Annotated in this window: 13 protein-coding genes; 4 read left to right on the top strand and 9 right to left on the bottom strand. The window is 27.9% G+C overall.

Annotation, left to right across the window (positions count from 1 at the left end; translation table 11 throughout):
* Positions 1 to 26 precede the first annotated feature (26 nt).
* The 7 genes from CKV72_RS03550 to CKV72_RS03520 all read right to left on the bottom strand — a co-directional run bounded on the left by CKV72_RS03550 (position 27) and on the right by CKV72_RS03520 (position 6,604).
* Positions 27 to 2,084, bottom strand: coding sequence for a methyl-accepting chemotaxis protein (locus CKV72_RS03550; protein ID WP_095177513.1), 2,058 nt, complete (start codon positions 2,082 to 2,084; stop codon positions 27 to 29).
* Positions 2,085 to 2,212: 128 nt separating this feature from the next.
* Positions 2,213 to 3,235 (bottom strand): homoserine dehydrogenase, encoded by a 1,023-nt coding sequence (locus CKV72_RS03545; protein ID WP_095177512.1) that lies wholly within the window; start codon positions 3,233 to 3,235, stop codon positions 2,213 to 2,215.
* A 109-nt stretch (positions 3,236 to 3,344) separates the two neighbouring features.
* Complete coding sequence (locus CKV72_RS03540) at positions 3,345 to 3,779, bottom strand: PadR family transcriptional regulator (protein ID WP_089863016.1); 435 nt, start codon at positions 3,777 to 3,779, stop codon at positions 3,345 to 3,347.
* Positions 3,780 to 3,784: 5 nt separating this feature from the next.
* Entirely contained in the window at positions 3,785 to 4,636 is an 852-nt protein-coding gene (locus CKV72_RS03535) for a DegV family protein (RefSeq protein WP_095177511.1), read from the bottom strand.
* A gap of 137 nt (positions 4,637 to 4,773) precedes the next feature.
* Positions 4,774 to 5,100 carry a thioredoxin family protein gene (locus CKV72_RS03530; RefSeq protein ID WP_089863018.1) on the bottom strand — a complete coding sequence of 109 codons (327 nt, stop codon included), beginning with the start codon at positions 5,098 to 5,100 and terminating at the stop codon, positions 4,774 to 4,776.
* 26 nt (positions 5,101 to 5,126) lie between these two features.
* Positions 5,127 to 5,354, bottom strand: coding sequence for a hypothetical protein (locus CKV72_RS03525; RefSeq protein ID WP_089863019.1), 228 nt, complete (start codon positions 5,352 to 5,354; stop codon positions 5,127 to 5,129).
* A gap of 113 nt (positions 5,355 to 5,467) precedes the next feature.
* Entirely contained in the window at positions 5,468 to 6,604 is a 1,137-nt protein-coding gene (locus tag CKV72_RS03520) for a S41 family peptidase (protein WP_157726528.1), read from the bottom strand.
* A 228-nt stretch (positions 6,605 to 6,832) separates the two neighbouring features.
* Here CKV72_RS03520 and CKV72_RS03515 point away from each other — a divergent pair, with 228 nt between their 5' ends.
* Entirely contained in the window at positions 6,833 to 8,344 is a 1,512-nt protein-coding gene (locus CKV72_RS03515) for a transposase (protein WP_095177509.1), read from the top strand.
* A 167-nt stretch (positions 8,345 to 8,511) separates the two neighbouring features.
* On the opposite strand, the gene CKV72_RS03510 is transcribed toward CKV72_RS03515, so the two are convergent.
* Entirely contained in the window at positions 8,512 to 9,033 is a 522-nt protein-coding gene (locus CKV72_RS03510) for a S41 family peptidase (RefSeq protein ID WP_095177508.1), read from the bottom strand.
* A gap of 134 nt (positions 9,034 to 9,167) precedes the next feature.
* Here CKV72_RS03510 and CKV72_RS03505 point away from each other — a divergent pair, with 134 nt between their 5' ends.
* From CKV72_RS03505 to CKV72_RS03495, 3 genes are all read left to right on the top strand, one after another.
* Entirely contained in the window at positions 9,168 to 9,734 is a 567-nt protein-coding gene (locus tag CKV72_RS03505; protein ID WP_095177507.1) for a GDSL-type esterase/lipase family protein, read from the top strand.
* Between the two features lie 170 nt (positions 9,735 to 9,904).
* The gene (locus tag CKV72_RS03500; RefSeq protein WP_168943916.1) at positions 9,905 to 10,492 is read left to right on the top strand and encodes an ECF transporter S component; all 588 of its coding nucleotides are present in this window, start codon (positions 9,905 to 9,907) and stop codon (positions 10,490 to 10,492) included.
* Between the two features lie 81 nt (positions 10,493 to 10,573).
* Positions 10,574 to 11,533 (top strand): P1 family peptidase, encoded by a 960-nt coding sequence (locus tag CKV72_RS03495; protein ID WP_089863023.1) that lies wholly within the window; start codon positions 10,574 to 10,576, stop codon positions 11,531 to 11,533.
* A 65-nt stretch (positions 11,534 to 11,598) separates the two neighbouring features.
* Here CKV72_RS03495 and CKV72_RS03490 read toward each other — a convergent pair whose 3' ends face one another.
* Complete coding sequence (locus CKV72_RS03490; RefSeq protein WP_089863024.1) at positions 11,599 to 12,192, bottom strand: 50S ribosomal protein L25; 594 nt, start codon at positions 12,190 to 12,192, stop codon at positions 11,599 to 11,601.
* Between the last annotated feature and the right edge of the window lie 171 nt (positions 12,193 to 12,363).

Below are 12,363 nucleotides of genomic sequence, written 5' to 3'. Positions count from 1 at the left end.
AGTAAGGGATTAACCCTTACTTTTTATTATTCTATCTTAAAGTTCTTAACTTCTCCTATTAATTTTTGAGTCATATTATTTAAGTCTTCTACTAATGCACTTATTTGTTCCATTTCAGCATTTTGTTCCTCTGTTGCACCACATACATTTTGTGTTGCCTCAGATACACTCTCTGCCATGAAAGATACATGTTCTACTACTGATATTAAATTAGTTTTACAACTATCTACACTAACTAAACTCTTAGATATAGTATCAATTTTTTCCACAATTCCTTCTATAGAAGTATTTATTTCTTTAAATGTATCCTTTGTAATATTGACTGCTTCATTTTGTTCTATTGCAACTTCCTCTATTTGTTTAATTGTAGTTTGAGCGAGTTTAATGTCTTTTTGTATATTAGTAATAATAGATTTCACATTATTAGTTGACTCTGCTGTATTCTCTGATAATTTTCTTACTTCTTCCGCTACTACTGAAAATCCTTTTCCAGCTTCTCCAGCTCTTGCAGCTTCAATAGCTGCATTTAAAGCTAATAAATTTGTTTCTTCTGAAATAGATGTTATTGTTTCTACTATCATCCCTATACTATTAGCTTTTTCACTTAATGAATTTATAACCTCTGTAACTTCTTTTGAAACTATACTATTTCTTTCATTTTTTTCTTCTAATTTTCTAATAACTTCAAAGCCCTTATTAGATATATTATATACATTTCTAGAAGATTCTTCACTTTCCATTATCTTTTTAGAAACTGAATCCAATTCATTTGATAAATCTGATGCAGAATGAACTCCATCTCTAGCATTTTCTGATTCCTTTTCTATATCTACTGCTACATTAGTCATACTTTCAGCAACTTCATTTATAGAACTTGAAGTTTGTTGAGTAGATGCTAATAGGCTTTCAGTAGCACTTGTTACTACTTCAGTAACTTCTTTTATATTAAATATAAGTGCTTTCATATTATCAATCATATTATTAAAAGACGTACTTAATATACCTATTTCGTCTTCTGAATGATAGTCAGATTTAACTGTTAAATCTCCTTTTGACGCTTTTTCTGTTAGTTCTACTAAACTAGTTAAAGGTTTAGTTAAATTATTAGCTGCTATGTAAGATAATATTATAGCTAATATTAATAAAATAAGACCTACTATCATAATTCTATTTCTAATATCATATATCATTGTAAATGCATCTTTTTCTTTTTGAGTTGTTATTACAGCCCAATTATCTGAATCCCCAGGGAGCTTTATAGTTCCATAAGAACTTATTACCTTTTCTCCATCTTTATTTTTATACTCTACTATACCTGATTTACCATTCAGTGCTAATTCTACTATTTCTTTTAATTTATCTGGCACTTCTATAGGTTCTTTTTTTGTTACTGGAACACCATTTTTATCTTTTATTACTTTCCCTGAGGAATCTTTTTGTTTAACAACTTTTTGTAATGTTTTATAATTATATATCTCTTGAACTTCTGTTTTATTAGGATGAGCTATAACTGCTCCCTCACCATCTATTACATATGCATAAGTTTTGTCTGTACTATACTTCTCTACCATTTTTTGAAGCTCGTCCAGTTTTAAATCCGCATCCATTACCCCTCGCATTTGTCCTTTACTATCAATGATAGGAAATATAATAGAATTTATAGCCTCACTGTCATCATTTACTGTCAAATAAGATTTACTTACAAAAGGTTTTTTAGTTTCTACGCTTTGCTTAAACCACCATCTGTCTGCTCTATTCGCTAATTTTCCTTTACTTCTAGCTGTTTGATCTCCTTTCATATCTTGTATACAAAATAAATCAAAATATGGATTTCTTTTTATAGTATCCTTTACAGCTATATTTTGTTTTTCTGCATTAAACTCTCTAACATAATCATTACTTATTAGCTCTTCTGTTAAAACATAAGCCTTAGTCATATAATCTGCTACTCCATTAGCTATAGTGTTAGATAAAACACCATGGTCTTCATGTATATGAGGTCTAAGGTTTTTGTTCATATAATAATTGGAAATAAAAATAGATAAACAGACAGGAATTGCAACTAAAAATATAGATATTGTCATAAGTTTATTTTTTAAAGATTTAATTTTAATCCCCTCCTCATTAGTGCTAGCCTAAAAATATATACCTCAGTAAAACAACTCACCTCCTTTCAGCATATTATAGCACCAATTTACATATTCACCATTACCTAATTTCCTCTTGAAATATTTATAACATCTTTTATTGCTGCAGTAGCTGCTCCTCTAGGATTTGAAGCTCCTCCAAATACAAATAACTTTCCCATTTCTTCTGTACAAAAAACTATTCCCTTATTAGTCCCCTTTACAAGGTTTAATTCACTATTTTTCTCTATTAGTTTTGGTGATACTTCTATATTATAATTGCCATTTTCATAACACACTTCACTTATAAGTTTTATTTCTTTCTTATCTTTCTTAGCTCTTTCTATATCACTTTTATTTATATTTTGTATTCCTTGAATTTTCACATCTTTTAGATTAAAATTTGTACCTAATACACTATTAGATATTATAAGAATTTTACTGGCACTGTCTATGCCCTTTATATCTAAAGAAGCATCACTTTCTGCAATACCTTGATTTTTAGCTTCCTGTAAAGCTTCTTCAAAAGAACAATCTTCTTTTGACATTTTTGTAAGAATATAATTAGTGGTTCCATTTAATATTCCATATATAGATGTAATATTAGTTCCTGCTAAGCTATAATACGCAGTATCTATAGTTGGTAAAGCTGCACAAGTAGCACCACTGTATTTAAGTCTTATATTCTTATTTTGTGCAAGTTCTTTTATATAACTAAAATTTTTAGTCAATGCTTCTTTAGATATTAATACAATATCCATTCCTCTATCCATAGCACTTTTTATATATTCAAAAGACGGTCCTTCTGCTACTATATTACTTTTACTACAATCTATAAATATATCTCCCTCAAATACAGGATAATTGTAAAAAGTATCTCTGTAAATCTTTGAATACTTAATAATTGCATCAGAACCTTTTCCGAATTCTAAAAGAGCATTTAAATTTAATCCAAAATCTTGAAAAATGCATCCTTTACTACCTAATATACCGCATACTAAAAGTTCTAAATCATACATTTTCTTATAATATTCGTTATTTTTTTGTATTAATCTTACTATTTCTTTACCTACATTTCCATATCCCGATATTAATATCCTTTTTTTCATAAGATCCCCCAATCTTAAGTATTTTAATAAAACGTTTTCTTTAATATTTTTATCTTTCTTTTAATTATATCATATTTTTACTATTTTTTTATATAAAAAAAGATTTATATTATTTATATAAATCTTCATAAACTATATTAAATACTTTTAAAGCTTCTTCTATATTTTGTTTTAATAGATATTTTTTTTCTTCTAAAGCTTCCTTGCCTTTTTCAGTTATAGTATATATCTTTTGCATTTTATTATTTTTGTCATCCCATTTTCCTACTACTAAATTTTCCTTTTCAAATTTTTTTAATAGGGGATAAATTCCTCCTGTACTAGGTATCCAAAGTCCATTTGTTTTTTTACCTATTTGGGTTGCAATATCATTTCCATTTGTTGGTGATAAACTTAGTATATGTAGAACATATAAAGGTAACAGTCCTTTAGTAAAAACCTGTCCTACTGCCTTATTTTCCTTTTCAATTTTTTTAAGATTTTTTAACTCTTTTTTGTATTTATCATAATTATACTCTATATTATTAGATAAACCTTTTGTCATTTAAATCAAGGCTCCTCTACTACAACTATGCCTACAAGTCCAGGTCCGCTGTGAACTCCAGATACAGGACTTATCTCCCCTATAAATTGTACTTTTAATATATTATTTAATTTTTTTATATTTTCATAGACATTTTTACAGTTTTCTAAACCATTTCCATGTCCCATATATATACATGCTCTATTATTTTTTAATATCTTTTTTATTTCATCTATCAACTTATTTATAGACTGTTTTTTACCTCTAGCTTTATTTACTGTATAATATTTACCATCATTTTTATCTATAGATATTATTGGCTTTATATTTAGCAATTCTCCTATAGCTCCAGAAATCTTTCCTATCCTTCCACCACGTTTTAAATATTCCAAAGTATCTACCATAAAAAACAAATGACACCTTTCTCTTAATTTATCCATTTCTTTTATTATATTACTAAACTTTTCATTTTTATTTATCATATCAATACATTTTTCCACAAATACAGCTTCTCCTGCAGATATACTTTTAGAATCATATACATAAGTATTTATCTCTGGATGATTTTCGCTTACTAATTTTACAGCATTATATATACCTGATAATCCAGAAGATAGTACTACAGCTATTGCATGAGTATACCCTTCTTTTTTTAATTTTATAAATAGATTATCTATATCTTCCATTGATGGCAAAGAAGATGTTGGTATTTCTTTATATAGGTTTTCATATACTTCTTTTGGTGTAATATCTATTCTGTCTTTATATTCTCTATCTTTATATATGATTCTAAATGGTAGTACATTTACATTATATTTATTTATAATATCCTCAGATAAATCTGCAGTAGTATCTGTTATTAATGCAATCTTTTCCATATAATTCCCTCCTAAATACAGTTATCATATTTATCATATTATCAATAGTGATATATGTCAATAGTGATATATATCACTATTGATAATGCTTTTTATATAAAAAGCACTAGTAAAATACTAGTGCTTAAATAACTTATTTAAAAATAATATAATTTATAATATCTATCTATATTATTTTTAAATTCTTTAATATTTACGTATCTTGATTCCCTTAGAGTTTCTCTTTCTTTTATATAAAATAAAATAATCGGAACAGTAAATACTGAAAATCTTGACTGAATTTCCTTTACTTTATCTAATTCTACATCATAACATTGTATATTAGGATATTCCTTTATAACTTCTTCTATTTTAGCTTTTAAAGCATGGCATACATTGCAACTATTCCCCCATATATATATAAGAGCCATTTCATTTTTATTAATGACACTTTCCATTTCTTCTATATTTTTTAAATTCTTCATCTCTATCTCCTATCGTTTTACAATAATTAAGTTCTTGATTTGAACTTAAAAAGACATCTCGGGCAAGTTACCAATATATTACCTTTTTTTCTAGGAAGTCTTAATTTTTGTGAACAATTAGGACATCTGAGTATTAGAAATTCCATTCTTTCTTTTATTTTCTCTTTTATGCTTTTACCTAAAGCTTCTAAAGAAATATCTTCTCTTGATCTGGTAAAACTACTTCGGGATTCAGTTTTCCAAAAATCATTCAAATAAAACCCCTCCTATGAATCAGCTATTTCATCATATTAATTATAATTACTTATTTGAATATATATTATCACAAATTCTTGTATTTCTTTATTAAAGTTTTATAAATTTTTATTTAATACACATATACCCTAGCTATTGATCCATTTTTTAGAGGCATTCCATCTATAGACTCTATGCCTTCTACTAACAAATAATATTCTTTGTCAGTATTTAAAACTTCTTTACACTTTATTTTAATTTCATTGCTTTTGTCTACAAAATATTCTAATGGAACTTCTTCAAAAAAAGTACCTTCTACTAATTTCACATTAAATTCATTAACAGTTCTTGGACGAATATCCTTATTAAATTTCACTGTAAATTCAGTATCTTTACTACTTTTAGTTAAACTTTCCATAGTCTTTAAATTATCAAAATAAAAATCATTACTTATCTTATTTTTATCAAATTTTACCCAATTATCCTTACTTCCAATTTCTATACTATCTCCATCAGAATTTTCTATAATATATTTAAAAGCACTTCTGTAATTTCTGTCTTTTCCTTTTTTAATATCTATAATAAATTCTTTTCCATCAATACTTAACTTTATTAATTGGCTATTATATTCTCTGTATTGATTTCCTGAAAATAAAAGTTCTGCAACTTTTAAAGGATCAATTTTTTCTGTATTAAAATGTGGTTCTACTCCAATTTTATTTATCTTATTACCCAATGGTGAAAAAAACTCATGAGTTGTGACCTTTAAAAAACTTCCATCTAAAAGTATAAATGAAGTCTGCTGTACCCCTTTTCCATAGGTTTTATTCCCTATAACAAAAGCTCTATCATAATCTTTTACTGCTGATGTTAATATTTCTGAAGCAGATGCTGTATTTTTATCTGTTATAAATATTATAGGTAAATCTCTAAGTAAATCTTGAGATGTACCCCTATAAAAACTTTCGTTTCCTTTATTATCTTTCATCATAGTAACAGTCTTACTTCCTATTAAACATCCTGCTATTTCATAAGCTGAACTTGTATATCCTCCTGGATTTCCACGTAAATCTACAATTAAACTTTTTATATCATTACTTAATAAATATTCTATTTTCTTTTTGAAAAGTTCTGGAGTTTTATTTCCAAAAGATTTTATATGTACATATCCTGCATTTTTATCTAATAATTTAGAATCCACTGTTGGTATTTCTACAGTTCTCCTCTCTAATATAAAAGTTATTAATTGAGAATTTCTTTTTATGTCCAATATAACCTTAGTTCCTTCTTCTCCCCTTATATATTTAAAATATATTCGGAAACCCTTAGGCCTCCATTTATCTTAATCCCGAAGGGTGTCAATTTTAACTTCCCCCCAGAATTTTAAACAAAATATCAAAAAAACTTATATTTTTTCCAAAATCACTTGACAAAGTTTGTAAAATTTGTAGCCTCGCACTATAGAAACTATTTACAAAATATTGCGAGGTGATTTTTTATGTTAGGTTATTGGCGTAGCCATTGTGATTACCAAAGTCTTCTTTTGTCAAGCATTAGTGAACTTTATAAAACTGATCCCACTATCGTGGAATACTACTCATCAAGTATTGAAAAACTATATAATTTAAATCTTGATGATATAAAACCATTAATTAGAGAAACATATTCTCTAACTGGTAAACCTTCAAACCAGCAACCGGAACTCTTCAGATCATTTATATTAATGTCTGACTTAGGTTTTCATAGTCTACAAAAATGGATTAAGCACTTACGTGCACATGATATACTTTGCACCATCATTGGTGTTGAAAAATCTAATGTACCAGGATTAGGTACTCATTATGATTTCATATCGAGATTTTGGGGTATGAGCCCTAAGGCTGAAAAATCAGCCAAGGACTCACTTCATTCTTTTACTTCCAAGCCCCACAAAAAACTTGGCAAGAATGAAAAACTACCACCAAAACATCCTGGTGTTATTAAAAATTTAGTTGAACAGGCTCTTAAAGGACGAACTGTCGAAACTCGCCCTGAAAAGCTATTTCAACAAATTTTTGCTAAGTTAGCTATTGAGCCTTCCGCTAAACTCGGTCTCCTTGGTAATACTCAAAAACTTGATATATCAGGAGATGGTACCTGTCTTGAAACTGGCGGTAGCTCATTAGGCATTAAGACCTGTGATTGCATTAAAAAAGGTATTTTTAACTGCAAATGTAATAGAAGATTCTCTGACCCTGACGCTAGACGCGGTTGGGACAGTTACCACGAAAAATGGTATTATGGTCATTGCCTATATTTTCTTAGTGTCTATAATCCTAAACTTAAAAAGGATCTTCCTATATATTTTAGGATGGTACAAGCGCAGCGTTATGATGGTGTTACTGCAATTTTTGCACTTTCAGAAGTTAGAAAGATGTATCCTCAATTTAACTTTGATAAGTTCATCGCAGATGCTGCTCATGATAACTATCCTACGTATAAGCTTCTTAATGAATGGAATATAAAAGCTGTTATATCCCTTAATCCAAAGGGTGAAGGTAAAAATAAATATGAACCACCAATTGGATATACTAAGGACGGTATTCCCATCTGCAAATGCAACCAACCAATGGTATATGATTGGTACGATAAAGGCAGAAGTAGAATTAAATATAGATGTCCTTTAGTAAAAGGTAAAATTAAAGAATGTCCTCATAAGGAAGAATGTTCTCCTAGTGCCTACGGCCGTGTAATATACGTAAAGCCAAGTGATGACTTACGTTTATTTACTGCTATACCTAGAAACTCTGACCTTTGGAAACAAATAATGAAAAAGAGAACTTCTTCAGAGCGAGTAAATAAAAGAATACTTGAAGACTACAACATGGAACAAACCCACTGCCGTGGTAAAAAACGTTGGTCTTGGTGGACATTAATCCATAGCATCAATATTCATTTGGATGCTCAACTATCTGTTTCTAAAACTAACCTATTAGACATTATAAAATTAACTGCAAACAAAGCATGCTAGTCTAGATAATTGTTAAATTTTAAGAAAATTCACCTATCGGTGAGTTAGCTTTGCTATACTCTTTTTTAAAATAAAGTTAAATAAAAACAGTAATATAACAAATGCTCCGCACTAAAATAATATTAAAGCCATTTTGGAGCCAATTGGAAATTAGTTTCCGAATTCACTCATTTATCTATCCTTTCAACACTTAATTCCTTTATTTCTTTTCTATCTACACTTACTACAATATCTCCTACTTTTAATCCTGAATATTCTGCTGATGAACCAGGAAGTATACCTATTATCTCAATTCCTTCTTCATGTTTTTTATAATATATACCTACTCCTGGAACTACATTATTTATATTTTCCTGTAATTTTTTAAATTCTTCAGAAGTATAATATTGGGTATATGGGTCATCTATTTTATTCATAATTTCTTTTACAGTTTTAGCATTAGCTAAACTCTCAGGAATATCATAATAATAAACATTATTCATCAAATATTTTATTTGATCTAATATTTCATTATTGTATTCTTCGTATGTTTCATCTTTTAATAAAGTTGAAAAGCTTTTATTCAGTTTATCGTGATCATTATAAATATTATTATTTGCAAAAACTACATTGTCAAAATTTATTAGAATAACAAATAGAAAGTATAAAATAAATTTCATAATATGATTTTTATTATTTATTTTCTTCATTTTATCCCACCTTCCTAGTTGGAATAATTATAACATATAAAGATATTAATCCAAAGAATATAATTCTTTCTATATGCTTAATTTCATCTATTATGCTATATTAATCTATATAAATTTAAGAGAGGAGAACTTTTATGAAAATTGTGTGTATTGGTGATAGTATAACTTTTGGATACGGTGTGCAAAGCAATGAAAATTGGATAAATATTTTAAATGATAAACTTAATATAACTTTTATTAACAGGGGATTAAATGGCGATACATCTTCTGGAATGCTTTTTAGATCCTATGAAGATATAATAAAACTTAAGCCCAATGGAGTAATTATAATGGGTGGAACAAATGATTTTTTAATGAATTATGCATATAATAAAACTTTAGAAAATATAACTTACATAAGTAAAGAAGTTATGAATTATAACATAAAAGTATACATAGGTATACAACCCCCCACTTATCCTGAAGTAGCTAAAACTTTTTGGGATCCCTACGTAAATTATGAAGAAGTAAATATAAAAATTCATAATTATAGAAAAAGCATAATACAGTTTTGCAAAAACAAAGGAATTAAATTTTTTGACTTTTTTACCCTTTTTAATGAACATAAAAATGAGTGGGATTCTCTTTATGTAGATGGAATACATCTAAGTGCTAAAGGACATAAATTAATTAGTGAAGAAATTATTTTTTCCCGCCTATAATTATTAATATATTATTTTTGATAAACTTTTAACAAAAACCCTTTTACTTTTTTTTAAAAACATGTTAAAATATTTTCGTCGGTATTCTTATGAAACCGAACACATGTGGTTTAATAAGAAAATTCCGAATTATATCCTTGTATAAAGGAATAAGAACGGAGGTAAATTTTATGGAAAAAAAATTAAAAACAACTCTTCAGCTTAACACAAAACAAATAGCTATAATCGGTATGCTTTCAGCTATTTCTATACTGTTAGGCGTTACTAAATTGGGATTTATCCCAATACCGCCAGTTAGTGCTACTATAATGCACGTCCCTGTAATAATAGGAGCTATACTCGAAGGACCAGTAGTTGGTGCATGTATAGGATTTATATTTGGGATATTTAGCATAATAAATGCTATGACTAATCCTACACCTTTATCTTTTGTTTTTATGAATCCTATTGTATCTGTATTACCAAGAATTTTAATTGGTATTGTATCTTACTACTTTTATAAATTAGCTTTTATTAAGTTTTCTAGTTTTAAAATAGCTCTAGGTGCTATAATAGGCTCTTTAACAAATACTTTTGGAGTCTTAGGTTTAATGTACTTAATTTATGTAGAGAGGTATGCAAAAATATTTAACATGAGTGTGCCAGCCGCTAGAAAAGCTATTTTAGGAATCGGTATAGCTAATGGAATTCCAGAAGCAATTTTATCTGCTGCCATAGCCATTCCGGTAGTTACTGCTATAAAAAAATTAAGGAAATAATATATTTAAAAATAAAGGCTAATTTAAAGGATAATTAATTACTTTAAATTGGTCTTTTTTATCTTAAAGGAGATTTTATATATGAAAGAAATTAATATTAGTTCCATAGAGGGCATAAAAATAGGACACATTGAAAATCTAGATGCTGCTACAGGATGTACCGTTATATTATGTAAGGATGGAGGTTCCTGTGGTGTAGATGTGCGTGGTGGTTCACCAGGAACTAGAGAAACCGATCTTTTAAATCCTATAAATTTAGTAGATAAAGTCCACGGCATTGTTTTATCTGGAGGTAGTGCCTTTGGACTAGATGCTTCTACAGGAGTTATGGAATATCTTGAAGAAAAAAATATTGGCTTTGAAACTGCCTTTGGAAAAGTTCCTATTGTCTGTTCTGCAGTCTTATATGATTTAGATATAGGTAAAAGTAATATACGTCCAGATAAAGCTATGGGATATAGAGCCTGTTTAAATTCTGAGAAACCCTACAAAAATTTACAAGGAAACATAGGTGCTGGTACTGGAGCTACTGTAGGTAAAATTTTAGGTCCTAAAAATGCAATGAAGGGTGGACTAGGGACCTATTCAATTCAGATTGGTAATTTAAAAATAGGTGCCATTGTGGCAGTAAACTGCTTAGGTGATGTTATAGATCCTAATAATGGTAAAATATTAGCAGGAGTCATTAAAGATAGAAAATTTTTAAATACGGAAAATATACTAATTTCTAGTTATAATGAAGATAGAAACGCATTTATAGGAAACACTACCATAGGTGCAATTATAACAAATGCAACATTAACTAAATCTCAATGTACAAAGGTTTCTTCTATGGCTCATAATGCCTATGGAAAAACTATGAATCCTGCCCATTCTATGTTTGATGGTGATACTATATTTACTCTATCAACAAATAAAGTTAAATGTGATGTAAATACTGTTGGAATGTTAGCTGTAAAGACTATGGAAAAAGCTATTTTAAACGGTATAAAATATGCTAAATCACATTTTGGATATATAAGTTATAGTGATTTATTTTAATAATTTACTAAATAAAAAAGCCCCCTACGGGGCTTTTTTATAATATTTTCTAGTTTTATTATATTCTACTCTACTATTTCAACTTCTCCAGCATCTGTTTCTTCTTCACTTCCTATATTTGTATCTTGTGAACTAGATATTCTAGCTATAGTATCCTCTAATTCATTAAATATTTTTATATTACTATCAATGTTTAAGTCTTTAACCTTTATTTCTTCACCAAGTTCTAGCTTTTCAACATCTATTGTAATATTATTTGGTATTTCAGATGCTTTTCCTTCTACATCTACTTCTTGTAAATAAACTTGTATATATAGATCTTTTGATTTTAATTTTTCTCTTCCTTCAAATATTATTGGAATAGTCCATTTTACCTCTTCAGATGCTGTAACCTCTTGAATATCTATATGTATTATATTTGATGTAACAGCATCTCTTCCAACTTCTTTTATTATTCCTTGCTTGTTTTCACCATTTAATTTGAAATTTATTTTTGATTTTTCTCCTTTTTCTTTAAGAAAAGCTATAAGTTTTCCTTTTTCAAAATTTACACTTTTACCTTCTATATCTTTTCCATAAATTATTCCTGGTATAAATCCTTTTTTTCTTGCTGCCTTTCCTTTTTCATTTCTTTCTGTTGCAATTAAAATCTCTGCCATAATAAACCCTCCTTGAATATTAACTACAATTAAATATTAAATATTATGATTTTTAATTGAGTTATATTATAATCTTGTAAATATAACCTTGTAAATATTATACACTTAAACCACATTATTTACAATGGATTTATATTTTAAGATTATTTTATTAAATTTAAACTATATTTT

It is taken from the genome of Clostridium cochlearium, from assembly GCF_900187165.1.
GTDB classification, from domain to species: domain Bacteria; phylum Bacillota; class Clostridia; order Clostridiales; family Clostridiaceae; genus Clostridium_G; species Clostridium_G cochlearium.
This window is presented reverse-complemented; position numbering and strand designations above follow the sequence as displayed.

Excerpts from the sequence above, each read along its gene's own strand:
- CKV72_RS03550 (WP_095177513.1), bottom strand. The coding sequence starts at position 2,084 with ATGACAATATCTATATTTTTAGTTGCAATTCCTGTCTGTTTATCTATT.
- CKV72_RS03545 (WP_095177512.1), bottom strand. The coding sequence starts at position 3,235 with ATGAAAAAAAGGATATTAATATCGGGATATGGAAATGTAGGTAAAGAA.
- CKV72_RS03540 (WP_089863016.1), bottom strand. The coding sequence starts at position 3,779 with ATGACAAAAGGTTTATCTAATAATATAGAGTATAATTATGATAAATAC.
- CKV72_RS03535 (WP_095177511.1), bottom strand. The coding sequence starts at position 4,636 with ATGGAAAAGATTGCATTAATAACAGATACTACTGCAGATTTATCTGAG.
- CKV72_RS03530 (WP_089863018.1), bottom strand. The coding sequence starts at position 5,100 with ATGAAGAATTTAAAAAATATAGAAGAAATGGAAAGTGTCATTAATAAA.
- CKV72_RS03515 (WP_095177509.1), top strand. The coding sequence starts at position 6,833 with ATGTTAGGTTATTGGCGTAGCCATTGTGATTACCAAAGTCTTCTTTTG.
- CKV72_RS03510 (WP_095177508.1), bottom strand. The coding sequence starts at position 9,033 with ATGAAGAAAATAAATAATAAAAATCATATTATGAAATTTATTTTATAC.
- CKV72_RS03505 (WP_095177507.1), top strand. The coding sequence starts at position 9,168 with ATGAAAATTGTGTGTATTGGTGATAGTATAACTTTTGGATACGGTGTG.
- CKV72_RS03500 (WP_168943916.1), top strand. The coding sequence starts at position 9,905 with ATGGAAAAAAAATTAAAAACAACTCTTCAGCTTAACACAAAACAAATA.
- CKV72_RS03495 (WP_089863023.1), top strand. The coding sequence starts at position 10,574 with ATGAAAGAAATTAATATTAGTTCCATAGAGGGCATAAAAATAGGACAC.
- CKV72_RS03490 (WP_089863024.1), bottom strand. The coding sequence starts at position 12,192 with ATGGCAGAGATTTTAATTGCAACAGAAAGAAATGAAAAAGGAAAGGCA.